This is a genomic window from Pseudoalteromonas arabiensis (assembly GCF_001550155.1).
GTDB lineage: Bacteria > Pseudomonadota > Gammaproteobacteria > Enterobacterales > Alteromonadaceae > Pseudoalteromonas > Pseudoalteromonas arabiensis.
The window spans coordinates 104,141-130,808 of sequence record NZ_LRUF01000005.1 but is presented as its reverse complement, the minus strand read 5'-3'; the positions used below and the strand labels follow the sequence as shown (position 1 = coordinate 130,808).

Sequence of the window (26,668 nt, the reverse complement as noted above, 5' to 3'; positions counted from 1 at the left end):
CTTGTATATACAAGATAATTATGCCACCTTGTAACATACTATTAACTTTATACACCCGCCTTCAATGAGCATCACTAAATTCGCACAGATAAAGCAATTTATAGTTGATAATATTCGTTCCGGCCAATGGCAAGAAAACGATCGAGTACCGTCAGAGAATGAGTTAACGAATCAATTCAAAGTAAGTAGAATGACTGCAAGACGAGCATTAAGTGAACTGACAGATGCTGGTATTTTAACTCGTAGCCAAGGACTTGGAACCTTTGTTGCCAGTTTAAAGTCACAGTCTTCTCTCCTTGAGATAAAAAATATTGCCGATGAAGTAAAAGCTCGAAATGGCCAATACAGCTGTACTGTTTTAGTAATGGAATCAATACAAGCCATTGCACCTATTGCCATAGCATTAAGTGTTGATGTTGATAGCCATGTGTATCGAAGTGTTATTGTCCACAATGAAAATGAGCAACCACTACAAGTTGAAGAGCGTTTCGTCAATCCAAAGCTGGCTAAAGATTATTTGCAACAGAACTTTCACACCCTGACTCCCCACGAATATCTCTCAAGTGCAGCCCCATTAACAGAAGCAAGACACACTGTTGAAGCAATTATGCCAAACAGTGAAATGTGTCAGTGGCTCAACCTTTACAATGAAGAGCCTTGCCTGCAGGTTATTCGTCGAACTTGGTGCTCTGAGGGGATCGTAAGCTTTGCACGTTTAGTCTCCCCCGGCAGTAAGTATAGGCTAGGAGGGCATTTAACCTTTAAAAAATAACCGCTTAAATTGACCACTGATATTGAAAACCTAAAGACTCAATAGCCGATCCATCAATGATTCGCATCTTGGCCTCATCGCTGGTGAAACTTGGCTCAGAGGTACCCTGCTCGGCACACTTTTGTTGGTAATAATCAACTTTCGTTGGATGAGCAGGGTTGACTACATTATAGATTGCAGATGCATTAGGCCAACCTTCGATCAACTTGAAAATAGCATGAATAACATCGTCTCGATGCACCATATTGACGAGCTGTTGACTTGAACTCTTAAGCTCCTTACCTGCGACAAACCGCCCAGGTTCGCGGTTTGGCCCAACTAACCCCGCCAGCCGCAATACTTTACCACCCGCTTGCAGCACGCATTGTTCAGCATCATACAACAGCTGTTGGCGAGGTGACGAACATTCAATAGTACTTTGCTCTGTGTATGTATTATCAGCGTTGTTATATACACCCGTTGAAGAACATAAAATAAAGCCTCGGCATTGCAGCGATTTAGCTAACTCTAGACTGGCGGAAAGCGTCGCTAGATAATCACTTTGAGTGTCGCGGCTTTTAGGTGGAATAGCACATACCCACCACGCGTCTTTTAAAGAGACAGTGTGCTTTAATCCACCTGATTGTAATATCAATTGGCGTTGAAAGTCGTGGTCATGCTTGACCTCTCTTCCAGTGCCTTGCACCTGCCAACCTAATTTATTTGCCTTAAGACAAAGTGCTTCACCTAGCCAGCCAGCACCTAGCACCACTAATTTATTATCATTAACAACCACTTGGTAACATCCCCTTGTATTATGTATTATTTTATTAACAAACTTTACTTTGTCTTGTAGCGATTTGGGTGCAAATATGATTAGATAGATTACTCTAGCTAATAATAAAAACACGTGCACCTATGTTAAACAACCTCTCTTTACGTAAAAAAATATTACTTCTTATCGGTGGGACGATCAGTGTACTACTTATCATCGCATCGAGCTTTTTTGTTAGTCACATAGCTGACTTATCACGACAAGCAATTCAGCGAGAAGCTGACAGTTACCTACAAAGTGAGCGACTTTCAATGCAAGGTTACTTTGCTCGCTATGGTAAAGTTGTTGAAACTTTTATTACTAACCCACATTTAGTGAATTGGTTTGAAAATTGGACTGAGCGTGATCAACCACTTGATAACCAACCTGGGTACAACAGCATCAATCAAGACTTTGTACGCATTAGTGGTAATGATGACAATATTCTATCTGCTTTTTTTGCCTCAGCAACCACCGGTGAGTACTTTAAAGAAAATGAACGTACTACACACTTTAACGGTGACCCTTATTACGCTTATAAACGTGGTTGGTGGCAAGATGCTCTAGCAATAAATAAGCTCTATGTCGGCCCTATTTCCGTTGACTTAACCACAGGCAATGCGTCAGCGGTTGTACAACAACCAGTGTATAACAAACAAAATAAACTCATTGGTTTTGGTGGTGTCGACTTACAGCTCAACAATATTAACGACATGGTCGAAAATATTCGTTTCAATGGTCAAGGATTTGGTTTTTTACTTGATGGCAACCAAAAAGTTGTGCACCTTTCGAAACGAACAGGTCACAAACTATCAATTACCGACGAAGGCCCAAATGGCAAAGAAGGCCTAGAAGCGCTAGAGAAACAGTTTAACGATACATCAGGCTTTAGCGAATTAAATCGCATTATGAAAAGTAAAAAAGACGGTAGTAGCTTCATCACTTTTAAAGGTGAGCAGTATTACGTTGTCTTCAATCGCCTTGAATTAGAAACCCCTTATCTTGATTGGTATGTAGGTATTTTAATTCCGACCAGCATGATTGATGAGCCTGTCAATGATGCGGTAATGACAACCACAACATCAGTGTTCATTATTCTTACGATTATCATTGCAATGATCTTTTGGGCTACGCAAATGATCACCAAACCGCTGACTAAACTAACTTACATTATGCGTGATATCGCCTCAGGAGATGGCGACCTGACACAAAAAATTGATATAAAAAGTCACGATGAAGTGGGCCAATTAGCCCTGCATATGAACACCTTTATTGATAAATTGCGTGCAATGATGCTCAATACTGCAGCACAAGCGGAGCAGTTAAGCCAAGCAGCTTCACAGCTAAAAACAGTATCTCAAAAGACCAATGATGAAATTCAACAAGAAAAGCGACAAGTAGACAGTGTTAGTGCAGCTGTCACTGAAATGGCCTCAACAGTACTCGAAATTTCGCGCAATGCACAAAATACCAATAATGCAGCTGAACAAGTACAAACCATTACTGTTGATGGCACAAACCGTTCTACACAGGCTCAATCAGTCATGACCGCATTGGCAAGCCACATTGGTGAAGCGTCTAAAGTCGTTGCTGGTCTTGAGCAAGAAAGCGGTAATATTGGTGCCGTCATCGATGTAATCAACTCTATTGCAGAACAAACTAATTTACTGGCCCTTAATGCTGCCATTGAAGCAGCGCGTGCAGGCGAGCAAGGTCGAGGTTTTGCAGTGGTTGCTGACGAAGTACGTTCATTAGCTAGCCGTACGCAAGAGTCAACAGATGATATTCGTAATATGATCAGCAGGTTACAGCAGAGTGCTCAACAAGCATCCACGATGATGCAACAAGGGCAAGAACGCGCTGAGGGCTCTGTTGAACAAACACAAATTGTACTGACAGCACTGCAAGACATCGCACAATCAGTGACAAACGTACAAGATCAAAGTCATCAAATTGCGACCTCTACGGAGCAACAAACAGTGGTGGCAGAAGATATCAATAACAGCCTTGCGGCTATTAATCATTTAGTGAATAGCACAGCAGATCATGCTCATGAATTGGCTGATGAAGCCCGTGATTTGAATGAATTAGCAGTGTCACTAAATAGAACTGTTAATCAGTTTAAATTATAAAGATAAATTGCTGATGTGATTAAAAACCCGATATCACCTGAAGATGATAATATCGGGTTTTTATCGTCAGCCTTCCCTGTTACCTGTGGTGCAACTGCTTTCGCATGATCCATAAAGTCTTGCCACTGCTGCTTATTCCATAAAGCAACTCCTTGCTGATCCGTTCCTTGTTTTGATTGCGTTTGTACTTGTTCCATATAGTCACCTCCTTACGCTAGCTTCATCCATTTTAGGTTCCTTACCATTTGCTGCTCCTTAGCAATTATCCTTTCACCTTTTCCATAAAGCGTTGCCATTGTGCGCTTGTCCATAACGCCTTGTTACTTCCTTGCTTTCCATTGTGCTTTGCTACGTTTTCCATTATGTAACTCCTTGCGGTTTATAATCCGTTACTCCTACAGCGTTTCCTTGCAGTGCTCCTAAATCATCCTTGTGTGCAATTATCGTTTAGCAATAATATACACAGCATGAATCAAGCCTGGAATGTACCCTAATAGAGTTAAAAGAATATTAATCCAGAATTGTGCACCTAAACCTACCTGTAAAAATACACCTAATGGGGGAATTAAAACTGACAATATAATGCGAATTAAATCCATGATTCACTCCTTGAAAATAAAATAAAAACCCAGCCAAAGCTGGGCTTTCATTAATTACTTATTATTCAGCAACAATCGTTAATTCATCGATTACTTTGCGAACATCTTCAGCATTTTCTGCAATGCTTACTGCAAGTTGTTTTTCAGCTTCAGATTCAACGGTACCTTTAAGGGTTACAACACCATTATCAGTATCTACATCGATATCAGTACCACCTACTTCTGAGTTAAATAGGAAGCGTGTAGTAATTACAGTGCTGATTTTTGCATCTGTTAAGTCACTTTCAGCTGAGTCGCCCATATCTTTTTTGGCGTGCTTAGTCTTCATGTCTTTTACAACTGTAAGCTTGTTTTCAACATCAGTTACGCCGTCTAAGCTCAGTACTAGCTCTTCCGCTAATTCTTTATCAAGCTCACTTTTCACTTTACCAGTTAGTACAACCTTGCCATTTTTTACATCTGTGTTGATATCAAAGTTGTTTAGATTTGTGTTCATTAAAAGAACAGTTTCTGCCTTACCATCAATCCAAGCATCTTTACTTTCATTTTCCCAGCTGCTTGCCTGAGCTGACATGCTAGTAGCACCAATAACTAACGCGGCAATCATAGACTTGTTGAATGTATTCATAATCTTTCTCCTTTTGATTAAAGACGAATTAACTAATGCGACTTTAATGCCAACTATTTAACCCTTATATATCAACACCTTATGAATTTAGTCATATAATGGTTATATTCTTCTAGGTAACAATTTACAGGCTGCTCGGTAATAAGTTCACAATGTTGCAAAAATGACCAATTAGTTGCAGATAATATTAATCTATGGTTAATTTAACGAAGTTACTAACAAGCCAAAAAACACAATACATTGATTTTTATATAAATAAACTTTGGCCTGAGCTTTGCTACATATCCAATAACAGAACAATCACTTTATAATTACAACAGGGAACTACCATGGCCGTTAAACTTGAAGATCGCCCAATCGATCAAGTAAGAGAAGAAGTCATCGATCAACTCATTTATAACTACAGTCATGCCGTTATTTCAGCTGAGGCATTTGAACGCCGACTAGATCAAGCAATGGCGGCCACCAGCAACGAAGTACTTGTTGAGCTTGTTGCTGACTTAGCGCTAAAAGCTGATACTGATTACAAATCACATAAACATGCTCAATTTAAACCTCACTACAGTCATAGCAATGATAATGAAAACTTACAGTTACGTAGTATTCTTGGTTCAAATGAACGCAGCGGCCAGTGGCTTGTGCCAAAAGAAATTCACCTCACAAACTGCCTAGGTTCAATTGAGCTCGACTTTAGTGAAGCGATTTTCCAGCATCAGCATGTCACTATTTACGTAAACTGTATTTTAGGTAACGACGAGATCTACGTGCCTGAACACGTTAATGTGGTATCTAAACTGTTTAGCGTTATTGGCAGCGTAGAAAACAAGTCAGTTGCTCTAAATAAAGGTCAGGGCCCAACCATTACCATTGAAGGTAACGTATGGCTAGGCTCAGTGGAGATCAAAGTAAAGCGTACCATGAAAGAAAAGTTCATCAGCTTTGCCAATAGCCTAAAAGCCAGTTGGAAAGAAATGAATAGGGTGCAGTAAAAGTTGCGAGGTATTGTAGGCGCGATTTTACATCGCGCAATAGGTAACCAATGACGCGGGGTCAACCCGCAGCTACAACTACCGCGCGACATAAATTTCACGGCAACATCAAAGATCATTATTCCTTTCACTTGGAATATCACTGAAATACTCTACAAACTCAACTTCAAAACCTGCGGGGTCGATAAAGTAAACATTTTTTCGGTATGGATTTTCTGGACCCCGTTTATCAATTTCATAACCGGCTGAAACAAGACGTTCAATGACGGCGTTAATGTCGTTTGTCACATAAGCAAAATGGGCAAGGCCAACTTGATGACCCGCTAAATCACGATTTTCATCTTCACCGTTATCACTCAGTGCAAGGTATTGGTAATCATCACCAAAGTGCAGCCATTTGCGTGGTTTGCCAGACCATGTGCTGTCACCTTGACTACGCACACGCCAGTGCGGGAATGCGACTTTATAAAAGTGCAGCATGGCATCAACATTACTAACAACAAGGTTTACGTGTTCTAAATACATGATGGATTTCCTTTTTATTTTTAAACTGCCACCAAGATAAAACCTCAAGTTAAGTTTAGGTAAAGCGCTTTTTCAAATAAAAAAACCCCACTAAAGTGAGGCTTTTAAAAAATGATTAATTATTGATGAATTAACTTCCTGCAACCTGCATTTGTTCAATTAATACAGAGCCTGTTTGAATACCGCCACGGCGCTCAATGTCACCACCTAAGCCAACGACCGCTTTAAACATATCTTTTAAGTTACCAGCAATCGTGATTTCACTTACTGGGTATTGAATTTCGCCACTCTCAACCCAGAAGCCCGCTGCGCCACGTGAGTAATCACCAGTCACTGTGTTCACACCTTGGCCCATAAGTTCAGTCACTAATAAACCTGTGCCCATGGTTTTTAATAACGCGTTCAAATCAGCATGCGTTTGCTCAACTAACCAGTTATGAATACCACCAGCATGACCCGTTGGTGCCATAGACAGTTTGCGTGCTGCATAGCTTGCTAACAGGTAAGTTTGCAGCTCACCACCTTGAATAATTTCACGATCGACGGTTTTTAAACCTTCAGCATCAAACGGTGAAGACGCTAAACCTTTTAATAAATGCGGGCGCTCAGAGATATTCACACAATCGCTAAATACTTTAGTCCCTAGGCTATCAAGCAAGAAACTCGATTTACGATAAAGCGCACCACCGCCAATCGCCGACACTAAATGACCGAATAATGAATTGGCAATATCTGCTCTAAAGATAACAGGCACTTTCATAGTACCGAGCTTTTGGCTATTAAGTTTAGCCAAGGTTTCTGTTGCCGCTTCGAGGCCCACTTTTGCAGCGTCGTTTAAATCATCTTTATGGCGCGCTACGGTATACGCAGAATCGCGCTGCATTTGCTCGCCTTCTTTACCAATCACCATAGTGCTAATGCTATGACGCGTGCGCGGGTAACCTGCAACCATGCCATGGCTGTTACCATAAACACGTAAACCTTGGTGAGAAGAAAAACTCGCCCCATCTGAATTGACAATACGCTCATCGGCGTTTAGTGCCGCCTGCTCTGCTTGATGACAAAGTTCAATACCTTGCTCTGGGCTTACTTCCCACGGGTGGTATAAATCTAAATCGAGCGGCGCAAACTCAAGTAGCTCTTTATCAGCGATTCCATTGTATGGATCATCAGAAGTGAATTTTGCGATATCAATGGCTTTTTCGACCACTGTACGTAATGTTTTAGGGTTTAAGTCGGCCGTTGAAGCAGAGCCTTTGTTATTACCCACATAAACACTGATACCTAAGCCACCGTCTTGGTTAAACTCTATTGTTTCAACTTCGCCCATGCGCGTGCTGACAGACAAACCTGAGGTGCTCGACATCGCCGCTTCTGCTGCAGTTGCACCGAGCTTTTTTGCATGCTCTAGCACTTCGCTGACCGCGTCTTTAACTTCAGAAATGTGTTGATAAATAGGATCTTTCATCTTGTGTGTCCTAGGTTCTGCTATTTTTTATAGTGTAACGAATGCTAACACACTGCGAGACGTGCATCAGCTAATATTAATCATTAACTAAATGACGTATAATAGCCAATAGTTAAGTTTACTGAATGAGCATCCTTATGGCGAAGAAGAAAAAGCCACTTATCGAAGAAGAAATTATTTACGTATCAAAAAGCGAATTAAAACGTGAAGCCATGCAATATCATGGTCTGGGTGCTGAAATCGCAAAAATGCCGAAAAAGCAACGTGATCGTTTACCGCTCAATCACGATTTAAAAGAAGCGTTAGTTGTTTCTGATAAAGTCAGTGATAAGAGTGATGCTTACCGCCGTAACTTAAACTACATCGCCAAAGTATTACGTACCACAGAAAACGTGGACGAAATTCAGGCCATGATTGACATCATGCTGAACAAAAATAACCAAGCTGATGTATTAATGAATAAAATCGAAAAGCTTCGAGATGATTTAATCAAGCAAGGTGATGACTTAATTAATCCAACGATTGAGCAATATCCAGCACTTGAGCGCCAAAAAATGCGCCAGTTAGTGCGTGGCGCTGCCAAAGAAGTCAAAGCAGAAAAACCAGCTAAGAGTTACAAAGAATTATTCCAGTATCTGAAAGATGCAATTATGGTTTAAATTATTTTAATAAACTGAAAGCCGCTTGATGTAAATGGTACGGATTTTTACAGCCATTCCTGCGTTGAAATGCTTCCTGAAAAATAAAACATATACAAAAAAGGCTCTGAGCGTTCACTCAGAGCCTTTTTTAAATCAATAATCCATTACCAGATTTTTACGCGATCTTCTGGTTTGATATACATCTTGTCGCCTTCTTTCACATCAAATGCCTGATAGAACTCTGGCATGTTTGAAAGAATACCGATTACACGGTAATGGCTTGGTGAATGAGGGTCTGTCATTAGGCGGTTACGTAACTCTTCGTCACGGTACTTACGACGCCAAATTTGTGACCACCCCATGAAGAAACGCTGATCACCTGTGTAACCATCAATGATAGGCGCTTTTTCATCACCCAGTGATAATTGATAAGCAGTATAAGCGACGGTTAAGCCGCCTAAGTCACCAATGTTTTCACCAAGTGTAAGCTCACCATTTACGCTAGCATCTTCAAATGGCTTGTATTCATTGTATTGAGCAACTAACTGGCCGGTGCGCTCTTCAAACTGTTTAAGGTCTGATTCGCTCCACCAGTTACGTAAGTTACCGTCACCATCATACTTAGCACCTTGGTCATCAAAACCATGACCTAGCTCGTGACCAATGACCGCACCAATTGCACCATAGTTAACAGCATCATCTGCTTCTAGGTTAAAGAATGGTGGTTGTAAGATAGCCGCTGGGAATACAATTTCGTTGTTCACTGGGTTATAGTAAGCATTTACTGTTTGTGGTGTCATATGCCACTCAGAACGATCAACAGGCTTACCTAGTTTTGCCGTCATATCTGCAAATTCCCACTCACTATGGCGAATGTAATTACCCACTAGGTCATCACCTTTCATTTCAAGTGCTGAGTAGTCTTTCCACTTATCTGGGTAGCCAATTTTAGGTGTGAACTTATCAAGTTTTGCTTTCGCAGCAATTTTTGTTTCTGGGCTCATCCACTCAAGGTTTTCAATTGCTACTGCGTAACCTTTGATCACGTTATCAACTAACTCTTCCATGCGCGCTTTCGCTTCAGGCGGGAAGTTGTCTTTAACGTACACTTTACCCAACATTTCACCTAATACACCGTTTGATGCATCAACGGCTTTTTTCCAAAGTGGTGACTGCTCTGTCACACCGCGCAGTGTTGTGCTGTAGAAATCAAAGTTAAGATCAACAAGCTCTTTATCTAATAGCGCTGAGTAGTTACTTACAAAATGGAACTTAAGGTAGTTCTGCCAAGTTGCTAAGTCTGTATCGCTGTAGATACCTGCAAATTTTTCTAGGTAGCTAGGTTGGCGAACAATGACATCTTCAGTCTTGATGCCTGACGCATCAAGGTAAGCAGCAAAATCAAAGTCACCAGTAAGTTTGTTGGCATCTGCAACGCTCATCTTGTTGTAAGATTTAGTTGCATCACGGCTTTCTACTCGGCTCCACTGTGCATCAGCAATACGTGTTTCAAGATCAATAATAGCTTTAGCCGCAGATTCTGCATCAGCGACACCCGCTTTGCTTAAGATAGCGGTTACGTATGCTTGATAAGCTTCACGAATTTTTGTGAATTTTTCATCATCTTTTAGGTAGTAGTCGCGATCGGGTAAACCTAAGCCAGACTGATAAACATACATCGCGTTTTCGCTAGAGTTTTTCGCGTCGTTATTTACGTACCAACCAAACGGCAAGTTACCGCCTTTAATGCGAAGTTCAGCCATTAAAGCAACAAGATCGGACTTGCTCTTTACAGCATCAACACTTTCAAGTACTGGCGATAATGGTTTGATGCCTGCCGCTTCACGAGCGGCTTCATCCATGTAGCTGTTATAGAATGCAGCGAGTTTTGCTTCATCAGAACCTGGCTTAACATTGGTATTTGCGGCCGCTTTTTCGAGTACTTCTTTCATCGCTTTTTGCGAATCATCATAAAGCTGAGTAAATGAACCGTAGTTTGATTTATCACCAGGAATGTCTGTTTTTTCTAACCATTCGCCGTTTACGTGATAGTAAAAGTCATCTTGTGCGCGAACAGACTTGTCCATGTTCGCCAGTTCAATACCTGAATTTAAAGGCGCTTTTGCTTCAGTGACGGCAGCAGTTGCTGGTGCTTTAGTTTCTTGTTCTTTTTCACCACAACCAACAAGACCGAGCGCAAGTGCAATACTTGCCGCGGTAAGTGTTACTTTTTTCATGAGGTTCCCGTACTTATCGTATAGTTAGAGGTATTTTCGAAATACTACGAATAGGCAGTCTTTCGCTTTGTCCATCATAAACCTCTCAAGCAAAACAATAAAATCGAATATGTAACAATTCTTATCAAAAGCGATGAGTCGCATATTTAAGCGATAGTGTGAAACAAATAGACGCTTATTTTGTAAGGTCGCTATTACTTAAATAAAGATAATAGTTACCTTACAAACATCCGCAGGTCGAAGCTCAATCATCTATTGTATTTGGGCTTTATAATTTAGCCATAAAATGATTTATACCAAGTAACTAACTTTGTTACCCCCTCTTCTAAACCTATAGCTGGTTTATAACCTGTTACAGCAAACAAGTCTTGGGTATCCGCAAATGTTTTATAAACATCACCGGCCTGCATTTCTCGAAAGTTTTTCTTTGCTTCAATACCCAGCTCAGACTCGATGGCTTCAATAAACTTCATTAGATTTATAGGGCTACCATGGCCAATGTTATAAACACGGTACGGAGCAGAACTTGTCGAAGGTGAACCAGTCTCTACTCGCCAATGATCATTACGCTCTGGAATAACATCTGCCGCCCTAATAACGCCCTCAACGATATCATCAATATAAGTAAAATCGCGCCACATATCGCCATTGTTATTGATATCTATTGTTTCATCAGCAAGCATCTTTTTAGTAAAAATAAAAGGCGCCATATCTGGGCGACCCCATGGGCCGTATACAGTGAAAAAGCGTAACCCTGTGGTGGGTAAATCATATAAATGCGAGTAACTATGCGCCATTAACTCATTCGCTTTTTTAGTTGCTGCATAAAATGATACAGGATGGTCAACGCTATCTTTTGTTTCAAATGGTGTTTTTTCATTTAAACCATACACAGAACTAGAAGACGCATACACTAGATGTGCTACCTTGTTATGGCGACATCCCTCTAAAATATTTAAGTGTCCAACTAAGTTTGAATCGGCGTATGAATCAGGATTTTCAATCGAATAACGCACACCAGCTTGAGCCGCCAAGTGAATAACGCGTTCAAACTTTTCTACTTCGAATAACTCAGCCATTTCAACGCGATTCGCTATATCAAGCTTTTTAAAAGAAAAGCGCTCATGAGATTCAAATTGAGCCAATCGAGCCAGTTTTAAGTTAACATCGTAATAATCATTTAAATTATCGATACCTATAACATCATGCCCTGCGGTCAATAGCTTTTGGCACGTCGCAGCACCAATAAAACCCGCGGCTCCGGTGACTAAATATTTCATTGTTAACCTTAAAAAAGAGGTTCAGCACTAAACGCTGACAAAAAACAAAAGTGTAGGTCAAAAAACACTGAATAGAGAAGCTATGATACCGTAAACAAGTAAGGCATATACTATTAGAATATATTTATCATACGCTATTTAGTGTCGTTTTATTTTATATCAGCACTTTTGATAGAGAAAGAGGGAATTACACACCACCAAGCGGACAATGGCTTGCAGGGCGCTTTTAAATTTCACACTTTCACCAAAGCTTATTGCTCGTATTTTTGCTTTATCTTTTCAACTATTTCTACATTGGCAGCAGGAAAGGCGTAACTATCAAGTTCATTAATTGCTACCCACTTCCCTTGTTGCCCCTCTGCGCCATGAGCAGTGCCTGTGAAGTTATCAACAATATGCACATCTAAACGAACGCATTTATCGCCATAGTCATGTTCGATCACCATTAGCGCTTCACTGCCATTAACGGTTAGATTTACTTCTTCTAGTAGCTCGCGCTGTAACGCTGTAAATACGCTTTCGCCCTGCTCGACCTTACCGCCGGGGAATTCCCACAAGCCGCCTTGGTGTTTGTCATCTGGACGTTTACAGATAAATAGCTGCTGATCTTTATAAATAACGCCGACTGCAACATGCACTATTTTTTTAGTCATTTTATATTTCCTCAATCATAAAAAAAGCGACGCAAGCGTCGCTTTTTTCCCAGAGTTTAGGTTACTTTAATTTACCACAACACTGTTTGAATTTTTGGCCTGAACCACAAGGACACGGTTCATTACGACCGACTTTCGGTTCTGCACGATGGCTAACCACTGCATCTTGTGATGTTTCGCCACCAAGGTGCTCTGCCTCTTCGTGCTGGTATTCACGCGGTGCATTTTCGCTCTTACGATGTTGCTCTTCAACTTTTTCAACATCTTCTTCAGCGCGAACTTGTACTTTACTCAAAATACCGACAACGTCGACTTTTAAGTTCTCAAGCATTTCAGAGAATAACTCGAACGACTCTCGCTTATATTCTTGCTTCGGATTCTTCTGCGCATAGCCACGCAAGTGAATACCTTGACGAAGGTGATCCATCGCTGCCAAGTGATCTTTCCAATGTTGATCAAGACTTTGTAGCATAATTGCTTTTTCGAATTGACGTAGTACAGACTCACCTACCATCTCTTCTTTTTGCTTATATGCTTGCTCAACCGCTTCTTCAATACGCTCTCGAAGTTTTTCTTCGTACAGTTTATTATCATCAGCTAACCATTGTGCAATAGGTAGCTCGATTAAGAAATCCTGCTTTAAACGTTCTTCAAGGCCTGGAATATCCCACATTTCAGCTAGGCTTTGCGGCACAATGTATTGGTCAATCGTACCGTTTAGCACATCGCTGCGAATAGCTGTGATAGTTTCTGAAATATCGCCTTCTTCAAGTAGCTCATTACGTTGTGAGTAAACAACACGACGTTGATCGTTTGCTACATCATCGTACTCAAGTAATTGTTTACGAACGTCGAAGTTACGCGCTTCAACTTTACGTTGTGCGTTTTCGATTGCACGGTTAACCCAAGGATGCTCAATCGCTTCACCGCGTTGCATACCTAGCTTACGCATCATGTTCGTCATGCGCTCACCAGCAAAGATACGCATTAATGCGTCATCCATTGATAAGTAGAAACGGCTTGAACCGGCATCACCTTGACGACCCGAGCGACCACGTAACTGGTTATCGATACGACGAGATTCATGACGCTCAGTACCAATGATATGTAGGCCACCCGCTTCGATTACCGCGTCGTGACGTTTTTGCCACGCTTCTTTAATCGCTTTGATTTGCTCATCAGTTGGCTCTTCAAGCTTTTCAACCTCACTTTGCCAGTTACCACCTAACACGATATCGGTACCACGACCGGCCATGTTAGTTGCAATGGTTACTGTGCCAGGTAAGCCAGCGTCAGCAACAATGTCTGCTTCTTGGGCATGGAATTTCGCATTAAGTACATTGTGCTTAATTTTTTCTTTACGCAAGAACTGCGATAAGTACTCAGAACTTTCGATAGAAATAGTACCCACAAGTACCGGTTGACCACGCTCTTGACAATCTTTGATATCAGCAAGGATTGCTTCGTACTTTTCTTCTTGTGTAAGGTAGACAAGGTCAGCACGATCGTCACGGATCATCGGTTTGTTCGTTGGCATTACGACTGTGTCGAGACCGTAGATAGACTGGAACTCAAACGCTTCTGTGTCTGCTGTACCTGTCATACCCGCTAATGTGTCGTATAAACGGAAGTAGTTTTGGAATGTGATTGATGCCAATGTTTGGTTTTCGTTTTGAATGCGTACACCTTCTTTTGCTTCAACAGCTTGGTGTAAACCCTCTGACCAACGGCGACCTTCCATTGTACGGCCTGTATGCTCATCAACAATGATAACTTCGTTTTCTTTAACAACGTAATCAACGTCTTTTTGATACAGCTTATGAGCACGAAGCGCCGCATACACATGGCTTAATAATGTGATGCTGGAGGCTGAATAAAGTGAATCGCCTTCTTCAATTAAGCCGCGCTCGATCAGTAGTTCTTCAACTTTAACTTGACCACGTTCAGTTAAGTGAACTTGCTTAGACTTTTCGTCGATAGTGTAGTCGCCGTCGCCTTCAACGCCTTCTTCATCTTCTTTTTCTTGTAGCTCAAGTTCTGGCACAATTTTGTTGATTTCGATGTAAAGCTCAGAGCTATCTTCAGCAGGGCCTGAGATAATAAGCGGCGTACGCGCTTCATCGATTAGGATTGAATCCACCTCATCCACTACTGCGTAGTAAAGTGGGCGTTGCACACGCTCTTCAATGCTAAATGCCATGTTATCGCGCAGGTAATCAAAGCCAAATTCATTATTCGTACCATAAGTAATGTCAGCAGCGTAAGCGATTTTCTTTTGCTGTGGCATCATACCCGGTACGTTACAGCCTACTGTTAGGCCTAAGAATTCAAATAATGGACGGTTAGTTTCCGCATCACGTTTTGCAAGGTAGTCGTTCACGGTAATTACGTGAACACCTTTGCCTGTTAAACCACGTAGGTAGGCAGGCAATGTTGCCGTTAATGTTTTACCTTCACCGGTACGCATCTCTGCGATACGACCTTGATGTAAAACCATACCACCTAGTAACTGTACATCGAAGTGACGCATGCCATTTACACGCTTAGATGCTTCACGTACCACAGCAAATGCTTCTGGTAAGATATCATCTAGGCTTTGTCCGTTATCGTAACGCTCTCTAAATTCCGCTGTTTTTGCTTTTAGATCTTCATCAGAAAGCGCCTCTAATTGCGTTTCAAGCGCATTGATCAGTGCGACCGTCTTTCTTAGGTTTTTAATAGTGCGGTCATTGCGACTACCAAAAATCTTGGTAAATAAATTAGATATCATGATAAAACCGTTACAATATATTCTTTGTTAGCTAGTCGTTAGCTAACCCACTTTCTTTAATTGATAATTAATATGCGCTTATGCTCATGATGTAGGGCATATTAATTAACAATTTATCAGTCCGCTGTTTAAAACACAGCTTATTTCGTGCGCTATCATACCAGAGTCTGCGCAACATCAAACCTTCTGTGTGTGAAGATATGGATTTTCAGCAAGAAAATTTAAAAATTAGCCGTAATCTTTGATCTAATGCGTAAAAATTAAATCACTGGGTAGATATGGCGACAATCGAAATAAAATCAAGATCAGGGATGAAAAAAGGCGAACCTGAAGGCCTCTTATGCTCGCAAGACGCCCTTTGAACTGCAAGCAGACCGCAGCCCCCGCACAAAATAAATTTCACACCTACACGTTACTTCTTACGGCCATGTTGCGCTAAGCGTTCTAATTTAGCTTTTAACGACGGCGGTGCATCCGCAGCAATGGCGCTGAGGTAATCGGCTGTTTGCTCACTCATTTGACGTTTTGTAACTGGTTTTTTGTCTTGCTCAGATTTTGCTGATAAACGCTGTGTAGCTTGTGGATTAGCAGTAATTTTAATTTGCCCAAGTTCAGCCATGCCCGCCTTACGAAAGTGCGACAGCATGTCCATTTTTAAATAATTTAAGCGCAGTGCTATAGGGGCAGAGACCGCCTCAATCATTAAAGTACCATCACGATAATTACTCACTCGGCATTTTTTTGATAATGTTTCGCCTAAGAAGTCGTCCAGTATAACTTGTTGACTCGATAGCCCTTGCGCTTTACCTGCATAGGACGCAAGTCGGCTATTGAGCCCTGCCATAATATCGCCCAGTGCTTTAGGCGCGTATCTATCTTTTGCCATCGCCCACTCTATTTAAACGATTCAATACCTCAAACGACAATATACCACTGGGGTAAGGGGGATGCGAGTAAACATTACTCGTTAAAATAAAACCGACAAAATAACTTCAACTATAAATAAAAAAGATTCAATATTAAAACGCCTCCTACGTTTTGATTGTTTCTGATAGACTCAGATTTTGTTTTTTATTTAATAGATACAATGGCACAGCATTCTCTCACTTTAATTATATTAGCTGGTGGCTTAGGTAGTCGCTTTGGCGGAAATAAACAAATCGCTGAAATTCCAAGTCTTGGTCGCACAATCATGGAGCTAAGTATCGCCGATGCAGTCAAAGTGGGTGTTAGCCAAGTTGTGATCATTATTAATCAAAAAATTCGTGCTGAACTTGAGGCCACAATCTTACCTCGACTTCCTAATGGCCTCGATGTTGTATTAGTTGAGCAAAGTATTGATGCGTTACCAGACAAGTTCGGCCACCTAGCTGCAGATCGCATCAAGCCATGGGGAACTGGGCATGCACTGCTTTGTGCAAAGCCTTATGTTGATAATCCTGCGATTGTGATCACCGCTGATGACTATTATGGCGATACTTCGTTTGAAATAGTTGCTGAACACTTTAAGCACAGCATGGAATGGGCCATGGTTGGTTACCCAATTAGCCAAACACTGTCAGATGAAGGGGGAGTTAATCGCGGGCTGTGTGAGGTCAATGAACAACAGCAGCTCACTAATGTGATTGAATACTTAAATATTAAACACGAAAATACTGCTCTTTACGGCGATACTCCAGAAGGTGAAAGAGTGGTAATTGCAGATGATTCATTGGGCTCAATGAGCTTTTGGGGAATAACTCCCGATGTGTTCAATTACTTAGAAAGCGGCTTTTTTGAGTTCCTAGAAAGTAATGACAACGGTGTCAAAAAAGAGTATTATTTGCCCGACCAAATCCAAGCCGCCATTCAAGGTAAACACCAATCTGTCACAGTCTATACAGCCCTGTCGCCTTGGTATGGTGTGACTTACAAATCAGAGCTAGAAAAGGTTTCGAATAAGCTTTATGAACTATATCACGGAAGAAGTAACAGTCACCGCCCCAGTGCAATCAAAAATGAAGAGTGAACTCTCAATGAAGTCAAACCCTGTAGCTGAGCATTTATCTCAGTGCTATGGCCTAAACGACGCCAATATTAGCCTAAAGCCTATTGGAAATGGTCATATAAACACAACCATGCTTCTTAAAGCAGATGATCAGGCCTTGGTGGTACAAAAGTTAAATACGGATGTATTTCCAGCCCCAGAGAAGCTCGTTGAGAATGCCCGTTTAATAGAACAGCACTTAACAAAGAAAAATAATAATGGTGAGTATGATTTAGATATTATTCGTCACGTACCCACTATTGAAAATGACTTTTTGGTTGAATATGACCGAGGAGTATGGCGCGCACTCGAATTTATTGGCGGCAGTTATAGTGAAGATGTTGTAGCCAGCATCTCGCAAGCACAAACTGCGGCCAATGCATTTGGTCAATTCGCTCTTGCTCTGCAAGATTTTCAGGCTGAACAGTTACATCATGTCATTCCTAACTTTCATAACCTAGAAATGCGATTTGCTGCCTTCAAAAAAGTGCTAGAGCAAAACCCACTGAACAGAACTGCACTATGCCAAGACGATGTTGATTTTTGCTTAGCACAGCAAAACCTCGTTGCAGAATTAAAAGCGCTTGACGGTACTATTCCTTTAAGGCCTTGTCATAATGATACCAAAATCAACAATATGCTGTTTTGCACAAAGTCAGACAATGCGAAAGCGGTGATCGATCTTGATACCTGTATGCCTGGCTATTGGCTGTTTGATTTTGGCGATATGGTACGTACATTCTGTTCACCTGAGCAAGAAGACTCAACTAACTTAAATAATGTTCGCGTGCGTGAAGAAATTTTCGCAGCAATTGTAAAAGGCTATGTTGAACCGCTGCAAAATGTGATCACAGATGCCGAAAAACAAAGCTTTTGGCTAGGCACCAAAGTAATGACGTTTATGATTGGCTTGCGCTTTTTGACTGACTTTATTGATGGTGATAATTACTTTGCCACTAAACATGCAAACCACAATTTAGAGCGGGCTCGTAATCAGTTTGCACTTTATCGTGATATTCTAGATAAAGAGCATACCCTTAAAGCGATTTTAGAAATCAATAATTAAGGTTGTTGCGCGACGTAAAGTCGCGACTACGATTAGGCTGTTTGCATTTGACTTGCGCGACGTAAAGTCGCGACTACGCTTAGGCTGGTTGCATTTGACTTGCGCGACATACAGTCGCAACTACGATTAGGCTGGTTGCATTTGACTTTCGCGACATACAGTCGCAACTACGATTAGGCTGGTTGCATTTGATTTGCGCGACGTAAAGTCGCGACTACATGTTTGACTAGGGCAATAACGGTTAGAAACAAAAACGCCTGCATTAATGCAGGCGTTCTGTGTACTCTAAACCAGCAAACAGCATTAAACTGCTTTTAAATGGGTCGGCTTAGGTGCAACTGCTTGTGCAACAAACTCTGAAAACTCAGCACCTAGCTTTTCATCACGCATACCGTATTCGATGATTGCTTTTAAATAGCCTAGCTTGTCACCACAGTCGTGTGAACGGCCACTCATGTGGAACGCTTCGACGATTTCAGCTTCCATCAATGCATCGATTGCATCTGTTAACTGAATTTCGCCACCAGCCCCTGCCGAGGTTTTTGCTAGGATAGGCCAAATAGCTTTAGACAATACATAACGACCAACAACCGCAAGATTCGATGGTGCTTCTTCAGTTTTTGGCTTTTCTACCATGGTTTTGATCGGTGCGCTTTCGCCAGCTTTAATCGTCACTCCACCAATATCAGCAATACCATATTTACTAACATCTTCAGCTGCAACAGGCTCAAGCATGATTTGGCTTGCTCTGACTTCTTTGAAGCGTTTAATCATGGCTGCAATATTTTCTGTTTTTTGATCCGCTGTATAGCTATCAAGAATGACGTCTGGTAGCACAACAACAAAGTCATCATCACCTACAATAGGTTTCGCACATAATACCGCATGACCTAGCCCTTTTGCTTCGCCTTGACGTACATGCATAATCGTCACATCATCAGGGCAAATAGAGCGTACTTCTTCTAATAAAGTACGTTTAACACGCTTTTCAAGCGTCGCTTCAAGCTCAAAGCTGGTATCAAAGTGGTTTTCAATGGCATTTTTAGAGCTGTGTGTTACAAGCACTATCTCTTTGATGCCTGCCGCCACACATTCATCAACAATGTATTGAATTAGAGGCTTATCGACAAGCGGCAACATTTCCTTTGGAATGGCTTTCGTCATTGGAAGCATACGAGTTCCAAGACCCGCAACAGGGATAACAGCTTTCATATTAAGTCCTTTTTAAATATTAACTCAAATTTACAACTAAACTAGCAGTGTAAAGCTTGCTCGAATATGAACAAATCATCACTTTTGCTATTTATAGGGCATAGAGGCTTCATTTTATAGTAAGGGGAAAAGCAAAAAACCTTATTCTTAGCTCTACTATCTAATAATCCACATTATTTTTTTGTATCACTTTTCATTCAACTATATCTTTTCTCTCTAGGTGATTTATCACTTTGTTATAATTTAACAAGAATGCTAAATACAGTGTAAAAACAAAGATAAAGCCATAAAACATAATATATTCAGGTATAAGTAAAACCTCACCAATAATACCAACTGATGAAAATACTGTAGCAATAAAACAAATCAGCATTAAAGTTTGCAAAGATGAGAAACCTAAGCGCTGACATATATGATGTAAATGTTCACGGTCTGGTTTAAATGGTGATTTCCCTTGCTTAATACGACGTATCATAATTGCCACCATATCCATTAATGGCACAGCAATAAGCCACAAAGCCGTTACAGGTCGAATCATAGGATTGCCAGCGGTCTGGCTTGCACCAATAAGAAGCCAAATAACAGTAAAACCTATCATCATACTGCCAGCATCACCCATAAATACTTTCCTTTTATGACCAACAAACCCTAAATTTAATAAAATATATGGCACCATACAAACAACCAACAATATGCATAAGTAGCTTAAACTTTGCTCTCCGACTAATGAAAGTAAAATTCCTATACTAGCAAATGTAACTATTGATAGCCCCCCTAAAAGACCATCAATACCATCAACCATATTAAATGCGTTAATTGACCCAATAACTGCAAAAACAGTTATCAAACCACCGAATATACCAAGCTCGATCTCTCCAAAACCCAGTAAATTTCCTAAAGTATGTAACTCTGCGTTAGCAAAGTAGATCATCGCTACAGATATCAATGCCTGTACCAGCATGCGTATTTTCACGCTTAAATCAAAACGATCATCCAAAGCACCAACGAGCGTTAAGCCACAAATGCAAAGCATGTATAAATTAGCATGATTGATCATTCCTGGATGAGTATAAATATAGTTTACAATTGTTATGCATATTGCAACACCACCAACTAAAGGTATGTTACCTGTATGCATTTTACGACCAGAGGGCGTATCCACTAATCCAACTCTACGCGCAACTTTACGCATCAAAAATAGTATTGCGAATGCAATAAAGAAAGTAAAAAACAAGTCTAAAAACATCAAAGTGCCTATATAAGCTAAAAGCCATTTACCAAAAAATTATAACTCTTAGCTCCATTTAACTTATTTGTTCTAGGCTCACAAAAAGTTTAAAGCGTCTAAAAAATAAGTTTCAGTATTTCTGTAAGCTAAAATTTAACAAGTTTATATAAAGTTCATTCTATTGAAAAAATTTCCTGAACCTTTGAAACAGCAACTTAAGTAGGAAAACTGGAAGAAATAACTGTCTTTTCCATCGCCAAGGCTCTTGCACTAAACGATATAACCACTCAAGATTATTGTTGATAAAAAATTCGGGCGCCCTATTTAACTTCCCTGATATTATGTCAAGCGCGCCACCGCACCCAATCGCAATTCCAGACTGAGTTGAGTCAATCAGCTTTTTTGCAAAAATCTCTTGTTTAGGTGATCCCATAGCAATTAAAATAAGCTCCGGAGAATCATTATGAACAGCATTAATGATATCTTCCTCACTATTATACCCGTGCATGTGACCAACTAACCTCAAGTTTGGGTAACGGTTTTTTATTATATTAATAGCCTCATTATGAACACTTTCCTTCGCACCGATGATAAATGTTTTAAGACTATTTTTATTTGCTATTTCAAGCGCCCTTATTGGCATATTTATTTTTTCTGACTCTAGTTTATTTAACCACTTTAAAGCCAGAACAGCCCCAGCACCATCAGGATATGGGAGAATTGAGTTATCAATCACTTTCTGAAGAGTAACATCCGTTTTATATTTTTGTATTTTCTCAGCATTTATTGCAACCGAATAACCAAAAATATTGTTTTTTAAGAAAAAAAGTAATATTTTTTCTAATTCGCTTTCAGAAATAGCATAACAAGGGCAGTCCATTATGCTAACTTTAGTTAAACCGTTCATTAAATTTTCGCTGATAATAATGATTTAACAATTATTTCAGATGCTCTGCCTGCTCCATACAAAGATTGGTCAAAAGTATTATCCAACTCACTTAAACATTTGTTACATTCTCGTATAATTTCATCCGTGTTTGCACCAACTAAAGTATTTACACCAGCATCAACAAGTTCAACCCATTCAGTTTCATCTCGCAATGTGATACATCGCTTTTCAAAAAAGAAAGCTTCTTTTTGCAAACCACCACTGTCGGTAATGATAAATTGACTATTCATGATCAACCAAACCATACTTAAGTAACCAACTGGAGAGATTACTTGAATATTTTCAGCTAGCTTTACATCCAAGGATTCCAACTTATTTTTAGTTCTTGGATGCAAAGGTAAAATTAGATGCTGCTTCTTAGCAACCTCATTCAATGCCTCAACTATTGCTGAAAGCCTTTCTGTACTATCAGTATTCTCAGCTCTATGAATAGTACATAAGATATAGTTATCATTTTCTATACAGCTTGGTTTTTCAGCAAGATTTCTGTAGAAAATAGCTCCATCTTGCATAACATCACCAGATAAATGCACTTGCGCCTTGGTATTAGCAATACCTTCATTGTTTAGATTATCAACAGCGACTTTTGTTGGACAAAATAATATCGAGCTAACTTTATCTGTAAGAATTCGATTTACCTCTTCAGGCATTCTCATATTAAAGCTACGAAGCCCTGCCTCTACATGAGCAATTTTGATATGTAATTTTGAGGCAGCTATTGCTCCAGCCAAAGTTGAGTTTGTATCTCCATACACTAGCAACCAATCAGGCTTTTCCTTTAATAGAATTTCTTCTATTTTTTCAATCATTTGACCAGTCATTGCACCATGACTTTTACCACCTACGCCTAAAAAATAGTTAGGCTTTGGTATTTTCATTTCTTCAAAAAAGACATCGCTCATATTAGCATCATAATGCTGTCCAGTATGGACTATCACTTCTTGTACATCATTATACTTTGCAATTTCTCTACTAACACTTCCTGCTTTGATAAACTGCGGTCGCGCACCTAAAATTGTTACAATTTTCATTTTTTTACCATATTACCTTTATAACCCAACGAGATACGTTCAATCCCACGGAAGAAAATTCGCTTTATTAAATAATCTCGTTATGCAATGTACAAAATACCTATTTCATTAGTCTCATTTTATAAATTTTCATACATTTTATATATAACTTTTTCTTGCAAGCCCCAATTAAAAACCTCTCGGGCCACAGCCACTTTTTCAACTAGGCTTCCATAATTTATTGAAGAAACTGAATTTATGCACTTTAGAAAGCCATTTACATCATTCCCTGTAGCAACTAAGCCTAACTGATGCTCCTCAACAACACTTTTCATTTCAACTAAATTTGAACAAACGACAGGGATTCCAGCCATTACATACTCAAAAATTTTGTTGGGTAAACAGTATCTGTAATTTAAACATAAATCCTCAATAAAAGAGATACCAAAGTCAGCCGAGCTTGTGAAAGAAATTAGCACATCAGGAGTAACTGCTGGATGGAAAAATATATTGCTATATTTAACAGCATATTCTTTGATTTCGCTCTCTAAATAACCATACCCCATGAAAATAATAACATGATTGGTATCCTCAAGCTTACTAAAAGACTCAAGTAATATTTCTATACCACGACCTTTGGTCAAGCCCCCTTGGTATAAGAATATTTTTTTATTTTGAGATATCCCAAACTTTTCACGAAACAGATCTTGTTTAACATGAGGGACTAATTTAGGAGTGTTAAGAACTAAGTATGGCTTTTCTATATTGTATAGACGCACATATTCATTCGCGATCCCATCGCTAACAACTGATGTAGCATCTGCATAGCGGATTAAAAAGCCTTCTAACTTTTTAGCCAGAAACTTTTTATACTTGTTCTGCATCCATAATGTTTCTGTTTCATACTCATGGGCATCATAAACTACTTTTAACTTGCGATTGAATAGCTTACTAAACACGCCAATTGGTAGCGTTTCAAGATCATTGCAATGAACAACATCATAATTTTTCAAGCAAAATAGTGTCGAAAAAAAATACTGTAAATAAACGAGGGCCTGTTTAGCTTTTTTTATTAAAGAACTATTAGGTTTAGAGTAAGATACCTTCCTTAACACATTTACGTTTTTCGTGTGTTTTTCGCTTTTCTCTAAATCACCGTTATTTAAAGCAAAAACGTCCACTTTGTATTTGTGTGATAAAGATTCAACTATCTTTATCACTCGTGAATCATTGATATATTCATTTAGAACTAACACTGCAACTTTCTTCATTTAGCTTCTCTAAAAACGCAATTTAACAACTTGGTAGTTTGATTGATTAAGTCATAGTTATCATTGACATAGTTTATGATTTTTTCGGCATCATAACTGTCATAATTAACGCATATTTTGTTCATTGCACTGGATAATGCTTGAACATCTTTGGGTGGAACAACTAAACCGTTGTCATCATTAATAATATACTCAGGCCCACCACTCGTTGTTGAAATAACAGGCTTTCCAAAACTGAACATCTCAATAATTACTCTGCCAAATCCCTCTTGGTAACTCGGTAGAACCAAACAATCTTTTTTATTTAAGACCTCTGAAACCTTGCTGTTATCAACAGCACCTAAAAAAGAAACATTTTTAGCCTCTAATTTACTAGCGAGTGTTTCTAACCTCTTCCTTTCGACACCATCACCAACAAAGGTCAAACTATATTGACGAGTAGTATTTTTTTGGAGTTCTGAAAATGCATAAAGTAATTCGTACACACCTTTCAATTTTATAAGACTTCCAACAAATACAAAACTGAAAATACTGTCTCTTGGTGTCTCTTCTTTTTGTAAAGGCTTTAAATTTGATAGCAATATACCATTTTCAATTACTTCTAACTTACTTGTATTTATTTCATTAATACCTTCAATCTCTAGCTTCAACCCTTTGCTTACAGTAATGACTGCCAACCTATTAATAGTTTTTATAATGGACTTTTTCTGGTTTTTATTAACTGTAAAGTATCTATAATCAGAGCCATGAATCACTATTGTTGGATTTAACTTGGCTAAATTTACAGCGGCTCCAACAGGGTAAACAGTATGTACTAAGAGATTTTTTGAGAATTTACTTTTATTTAAAAAAATAGAAATAGCTAAGCTTACATGATAAAGAATAGAATCTTTTGGAAATGGAAAGTAACGTATTAATTTCAATCTTACATTTGGTAACTCTATATCAATTAAAGCTTGATCATCTCTAACAACCTTTATGAATGGAAATTTCCGTGAAATTTTGAACAAAGGTCTTGTCACAAAAACCTCAGCCTCTTTAACTAAAGAGGCAACAACTTTAATTTGATCATAAATAAATATACCACCATAACGATTAGCCTTTGTTGGAAAGTAAGGGGTTATTATGGTTAATTTATTATTTTTCATTGTAGATAGCTTTTTTATTTAATACATAAGTAAAGATGAAAGGCAACGAGTAATAAATCCAGAATAATTCAGCCAAACGCTTAGCTTTAAAGGCGCTTCCAGTAATTGAAGCCAAAGCAAAACAACAGGCTAGCATAAATGAATAAAAGTATAGTTTTTTAATGAATAGATCAGAGACATTTTTACGCTTAAAAAGTGGATAGCTTATTAAAAACAGAATAAAAAAAACATTACCTAATCCACCAATCAAACCAAACCTTAAAAACTTATCTAAGAAATCATTATCAGTTGAGTAGTCCAGCTGCACAGCGCTAGGCCCTATACCATTTATAAACTCATCTTCGAAAGAAATATAAGCCTTACTCCAAGCATTTTCTATCCTAGCATTAAAACTGCTAGGGACCAGATTTCCTTGATCTAGTTTCTGCCTTTTAATTGCTGATTCAATATTATCACTAAACATCAATCCGAAAAGCAATGACAGCACTGATATAACGACAATGAACTTGACACCAATTTTTTTATATTTAAAAAAATACATTGAACTAACAAGTATATAAATAATAAACCCTGTAAAAGAACCAGATAATATTAAGCCCAAAACCCCTAAGATATAAACAGCAAAACTTTTAAACTTACTCATTTTCAATTCATTATAAAAAACATGAAACATAGCTAGAGAAAACGCACAATATAAAGCTAAAGAGTTAGGCTCCAAATTAATTGTCGAACTAGCTCTAGGATTATAAATAAAATATTGCCTCCACACCTCAACATTGGCTTTACCGTAATATTTAGCTAATATATCTTGAATCCCAAAAACATTAAAAATTTGAAAGAGTGCTATCAGTCCCACGATTGGCATTATACAAACATTTAATCTTATCAATCGAAAAAAAAAGAAATTATCATCCTCTTTTTTATCAAAGCAATATTTAAAAGCCAAGTAAGTAATAAAAACAAGTAACATATACTGAGCGGGTGCAAAAATAATTATTAAATCCCGTATATTTGCAACATAGGCTGGTTCAAAGAAATTAAAAGCATAGGTAAATAAATAAGTTACAAGTAATGAGAAATAACATTTAAGATAAATAGGAAAATAAAAAATTGTATTTCGATACTTCAATTGATTCAAAAAAACTAAAAATAGCAAAGCTAAAAAAGCAAAATGGTAGCTAGCCAAAGGTAATTTACTAATATAAATTAAGGGCCCTAAAACCAATAAAACTATGTAACAATAAAAAAATGAAGCTATGTTAAACATCTGA

At 39.1% G+C, this 26,668-nt stretch carries 24 protein-coding genes; 6 read left to right on the top strand and 18 right to left on the bottom strand.

Annotation, left to right across the window (positions count from 1 at the left end; genetic code table 11):
• The first annotated feature begins 64 nt into the window (after positions 1–64).
• Entirely contained in the window at positions 65–772 is a 708-nt protein-coding gene (hutC, locus tag PAARA_RS01320) for a histidine utilization repressor (protein WP_062567282.1), read from the top strand.
• A 4-nt stretch (positions 773–776) separates the two neighbouring features.
• Here hutC and PAARA_RS01315 read toward each other — a convergent pair whose 3' ends face one another.
• Complete coding sequence (locus PAARA_RS01315) at positions 777–1,547, bottom strand: Rossmann-fold NAD(P)-binding domain-containing protein (protein ID WP_062567281.1); 771 nt, start codon at positions 1,545–1,547, stop codon at positions 777–779.
• A 122-nt stretch (positions 1,548–1,669) separates the two neighbouring features.
• On the opposite strand from PAARA_RS01315, the gene PAARA_RS01310 reads away from it, so the two are divergent.
• Complete coding sequence (locus PAARA_RS01310; protein ID WP_062567280.1) at positions 1,670–3,697, top strand: methyl-accepting chemotaxis protein; 2,028 nt, start codon at positions 1,670–1,672, stop codon at positions 3,695–3,697.
• Here PAARA_RS01310 and PAARA_RS01305 read toward each other — a convergent pair.
• The 3 genes from PAARA_RS01305 to PAARA_RS01300 all read right to left on the bottom strand — a co-directional run bounded on the left by PAARA_RS01305 (position 3,682) and on the right by PAARA_RS01300 (position 4,924).
• Positions 3,682–3,894 (bottom strand): hypothetical protein, encoded by a 213-nt coding sequence (locus tag PAARA_RS01305; RefSeq protein WP_062567279.1) that lies wholly within the window; start codon positions 3,892–3,894, stop codon positions 3,682–3,684. The genes PAARA_RS01310 and PAARA_RS01305 overlap by 16 nt on opposite strands.
• Positions 3,895–4,137: 243 nt before the next feature.
• Entirely contained in the window at positions 4,138–4,296 is a 159-nt protein-coding gene (locus tag PAARA_RS20320) for a YqaE/Pmp3 family membrane protein (RefSeq protein WP_064971745.1), read from the bottom strand.
• Positions 4,297–4,357: 61 nt separating this feature from the next.
• Complete coding sequence (locus PAARA_RS01300) at positions 4,358–4,924, bottom strand: BON domain-containing protein (RefSeq protein WP_062567278.1); 567 nt, start codon at positions 4,922–4,924, stop codon at positions 4,358–4,360.
• A gap of 329 nt (positions 4,925–5,253) precedes the next feature.
• Here PAARA_RS01300 and PAARA_RS01295 point away from each other — a divergent pair, with 329 nt between their 5' ends.
• Positions 5,254–5,913, top strand: a complete 660-nt coding sequence (locus tag PAARA_RS01295) for a LiaF domain-containing protein (RefSeq protein WP_062567277.1) — start codon at positions 5,254–5,256, stop codon at positions 5,911–5,913.
• 108 nt (positions 5,914–6,021) lie between these two features.
• Here PAARA_RS01295 and PAARA_RS01290 read toward each other — a convergent pair whose 3' ends face one another.
• Both PAARA_RS01290 and pmbA read right to left on the bottom strand, forming a co-directional pair.
• Positions 6,022–6,438, bottom strand: a complete 417-nt coding sequence (locus PAARA_RS01290) for a VOC family protein (RefSeq protein ID WP_062567276.1) — start codon at positions 6,436–6,438, stop codon at positions 6,022–6,024.
• A gap of 130 nt (positions 6,439–6,568) precedes the next feature.
• Positions 6,569–7,906, bottom strand: coding sequence for a metalloprotease PmbA (gene pmbA, locus PAARA_RS01285; protein ID WP_062567275.1), 1,338 nt, complete (start codon positions 7,904–7,906; stop codon positions 6,569–6,571).
• A 137-nt stretch (positions 7,907–8,043) separates the two neighbouring features.
• Between pmbA and yjgA the strand changes: the two genes are divergently transcribed.
• Positions 8,044–8,565: a ribosome biogenesis factor YjgA gene (yjgA, locus tag PAARA_RS01280; protein WP_062567435.1), complete on the top strand. Its 522-nt coding sequence runs from the start codon at positions 8,044–8,046 to the stop codon at positions 8,563–8,565.
• Between the two features lie 146 nt (positions 8,566–8,711).
• Here the strand turns inward: yjgA and PAARA_RS01275 are convergent, their stop codons facing one another.
• The 5 genes from PAARA_RS01275 to PAARA_RS01255 all read right to left on the bottom strand — a co-directional run bounded on the left by PAARA_RS01275 (position 8,712) and on the right by PAARA_RS01255 (position 16,373).
• Complete coding sequence (locus PAARA_RS01275; protein ID WP_062567274.1) at positions 8,712–10,784, bottom strand: M13 family metallopeptidase; 2,073 nt, start codon at positions 10,782–10,784, stop codon at positions 8,712–8,714.
• Positions 10,785–11,059: 275 nt separating this feature from the next.
• Entirely contained in the window at positions 11,060–12,064 is a 1,005-nt protein-coding gene (locus PAARA_RS01270; protein ID WP_062567273.1) for an NAD-dependent epimerase, read from the bottom strand.
• Between the two features lie 251 nt (positions 12,065–12,315).
• Positions 12,316–12,717, bottom strand: a complete 402-nt coding sequence (gene mutT / locus PAARA_RS01265) for an 8-oxo-dGTP diphosphatase MutT (protein WP_062567272.1) — start codon at positions 12,715–12,717, stop codon at positions 12,316–12,318.
• A gap of 61 nt (positions 12,718–12,778) precedes the next feature.
• The gene (gene secA / locus PAARA_RS01260) at positions 12,779–15,487 is read right to left on the bottom strand and encodes a preprotein translocase subunit SecA (protein ID WP_062567271.1); all 2,709 of its coding nucleotides are present in this window, start codon (positions 15,485–15,487) and stop codon (positions 12,779–12,781) included.
• Between the two features lie 412 nt (positions 15,488–15,899).
• Positions 15,900–16,373 carry a DUF721 domain-containing protein gene (locus PAARA_RS01255; protein WP_062567270.1) on the bottom strand — a complete coding sequence of 158 codons (474 nt, stop codon included), beginning with the start codon at positions 16,371–16,373 and terminating at the stop codon, positions 15,900–15,902.
• Positions 16,374–16,574: 201 nt separating this feature from the next.
• Between PAARA_RS01255 and PAARA_RS01250 the strand changes: the two genes are divergently transcribed.
• A complete protein-coding gene (locus tag PAARA_RS01250) occupies positions 16,575–17,495 on the top strand; it encodes an NTP transferase domain-containing protein (protein ID WP_062567269.1) in 921 nt (306 codons plus the stop codon).
• A 7-nt stretch (positions 17,496–17,502) separates the two neighbouring features.
• Positions 17,503–18,579, top strand: coding sequence for a phosphotransferase enzyme family protein (locus PAARA_RS01245; protein ID WP_062567268.1), 1,077 nt, complete (start codon positions 17,503–17,505; stop codon positions 18,577–18,579).
• Positions 18,580–18,882: 303 nt separating this feature from the next.
• Here PAARA_RS01245 and galU read toward each other — a convergent pair whose 3' ends face one another.
• From galU to PAARA_RS01210, 7 genes are all read right to left on the bottom strand, one after another.
• Positions 18,883–19,791 carry a UTP--glucose-1-phosphate uridylyltransferase GalU gene (galU, locus tag PAARA_RS01240; RefSeq protein ID WP_062567267.1) on the bottom strand — a complete coding sequence of 303 codons (909 nt, stop codon included), beginning with the start codon at positions 19,789–19,791 and terminating at the stop codon, positions 18,883–18,885.
• A gap of 193 nt (positions 19,792–19,984) precedes the next feature.
• The gene (gene wecA, locus PAARA_RS01235) at positions 19,985–21,037 is read right to left on the bottom strand and encodes a UDP-N-acetylglucosamine--undecaprenyl-phosphate N-acetylglucosaminephosphotransferase (RefSeq protein WP_062567266.1); all 1,053 of its coding nucleotides are present in this window, start codon (positions 21,035–21,037) and stop codon (positions 19,985–19,987) included.
• A 160-nt stretch (positions 21,038–21,197) separates the two neighbouring features.
• Positions 21,198–21,926, bottom strand: coding sequence for a WecB/TagA/CpsF family glycosyltransferase (locus PAARA_RS01230; RefSeq protein WP_062567265.1), 729 nt, complete (start codon positions 21,924–21,926; stop codon positions 21,198–21,200).
• Positions 21,926–22,999, bottom strand: coding sequence for a non-hydrolyzing UDP-N-acetylglucosamine 2-epimerase (wecB, locus tag PAARA_RS01225; RefSeq protein ID WP_062567264.1), 1,074 nt, complete (start codon positions 22,997–22,999; stop codon positions 21,926–21,928). The genes PAARA_RS01230 and wecB overlap by 1 nt, the downstream gene beginning before the upstream one ends.
• Before the next feature lie 119 nt (positions 23,000–23,118).
• The gene (locus PAARA_RS01220; protein ID WP_062567263.1) at positions 23,119–24,249 is read right to left on the bottom strand and encodes a glycosyltransferase; all 1,131 of its coding nucleotides are present in this window, start codon (positions 24,247–24,249) and stop codon (positions 23,119–23,121) included.
• Entirely contained in the window at positions 24,246–25,397 is a 1,152-nt protein-coding gene (locus tag PAARA_RS01215; protein WP_062567262.1) for a glycosyltransferase, read from the bottom strand. Before PAARA_RS01215 ends, PAARA_RS01220 begins: the two co-directional genes overlap by 4 nt.
• Complete coding sequence (locus PAARA_RS01210; protein ID WP_062567261.1) at positions 25,387–26,664, bottom strand: O-antigen ligase family protein; 1,278 nt, start codon at positions 26,662–26,664, stop codon at positions 25,387–25,389. The genes PAARA_RS01215 and PAARA_RS01210 overlap by 11 nt, the downstream gene beginning before the upstream one ends.
• Positions 26,665–26,668: the final 4 nt, after the last annotated feature.

Bases quoted from the DNA above. Each gene is read 5' to 3' on its own strand.
- PAARA_RS01250 (WP_062567269.1), top strand. From the start codon at position 16,575: ATGGCACAGCATTCTCTCACTTTAATTATATTAGCTGGTGGCTTAGGT.
- secA (WP_062567271.1), bottom strand. From the start codon at position 15,487: ATGATATCTAATTTATTTACCAAGATTTTTGGTAGTCGCAATGACCGC.
- wecB (WP_062567264.1), bottom strand. From the start codon at position 22,999: ATGAAAATTGTAACAATTTTAGGTGCGCGACCGCAGTTTATCAAAGCA.
- PAARA_RS01305 (WP_062567279.1), bottom strand. From the start codon at position 3,894: ATGGAACAAGTACAAACGCAATCAAAACAAGGAACGGATCAGCAAGGA.
- pmbA (WP_062567275.1), bottom strand. From the start codon at position 7,906: ATGAAAGATCCTATTTATCAACACATTTCTGAAGTTAAAGACGCGGTC.
- mutT (WP_062567272.1), bottom strand. From the start codon at position 12,717: ATGACTAAAAAAATAGTGCATGTTGCAGTCGGCGTTATTTATAAAGAT.
- galU (WP_062567267.1), bottom strand. From the start codon at position 19,791: ATGAAAGCTGTTATCCCTGTTGCGGGTCTTGGAACTCGTATGCTTCCA.
- hutC (WP_062567282.1), top strand. From the start codon at position 65: ATGAGCATCACTAAATTCGCACAGATAAAGCAATTTATAGTTGATAAT.
- PAARA_RS01275 (WP_062567274.1), bottom strand. From the start codon at position 10,784: ATGAAAAAAGTAACACTTACCGCGGCAAGTATTGCACTTGCGCTCGGT.
- wecA (WP_062567266.1), bottom strand. From the start codon at position 21,037: ATGTTTTTAGACTTGTTTTTTACTTTCTTTATTGCATTCGCAATACTA.
- yjgA (WP_062567435.1), top strand. From the start codon at position 8,044: ATGGCGAAGAAGAAAAAGCCACTTATCGAAGAAGAAATTATTTACGTA.
- PAARA_RS01245 (WP_062567268.1), top strand. From the start codon at position 17,503: ATGAAGTCAAACCCTGTAGCTGAGCATTTATCTCAGTGCTATGGCCTA.
- PAARA_RS01295 (WP_062567277.1), top strand. From the start codon at position 5,254: ATGGCCGTTAAACTTGAAGATCGCCCAATCGATCAAGTAAGAGAAGAA.
- PAARA_RS01310 (WP_062567280.1), top strand. From the start codon at position 1,670: ATGTTAAACAACCTCTCTTTACGTAAAAAAATATTACTTCTTATCGGT.
- PAARA_RS01290 (WP_062567276.1), bottom strand. From the start codon at position 6,438: ATGTATTTAGAACACGTAAACCTTGTTGTTAGTAATGTTGATGCCATG.
- PAARA_RS01270 (WP_062567273.1), bottom strand. From the start codon at position 12,064: ATGAAATATTTAGTCACCGGAGCCGCGGGTTTTATTGGTGCTGCGACG.
- PAARA_RS01210 (WP_062567261.1), bottom strand. From the start codon at position 26,664: ATGTTTAACATAGCTTCATTTTTTTATTGTTACATAGTTTTATTGGTT.
- PAARA_RS20320 (WP_064971745.1), bottom strand. From the start codon at position 4,296: ATGGATTTAATTCGCATTATATTGTCAGTTTTAATTCCCCCATTAGGT.
- PAARA_RS01300 (WP_062567278.1), bottom strand. From the start codon at position 4,924: ATGAATACATTCAACAAGTCTATGATTGCCGCGTTAGTTATTGGTGCT.
- PAARA_RS01220 (WP_062567263.1), bottom strand. From the start codon at position 24,249: ATGAAGAAAGTTGCAGTGTTAGTTCTAAATGAATATATCAATGATTCA.
- PAARA_RS01215 (WP_062567262.1), bottom strand. From the start codon at position 25,397: ATGAAAAATAATAAATTAACCATAATAACCCCTTACTTTCCAACAAAG.
- PAARA_RS01255 (WP_062567270.1), bottom strand. From the start codon at position 16,373: ATGGCAAAAGATAGATACGCGCCTAAAGCACTGGGCGATATTATGGCA.
- PAARA_RS01230 (WP_062567265.1), bottom strand. From the start codon at position 21,926: ATGAACGGTTTAACTAAAGTTAGCATAATGGACTGCCCTTGTTATGCT.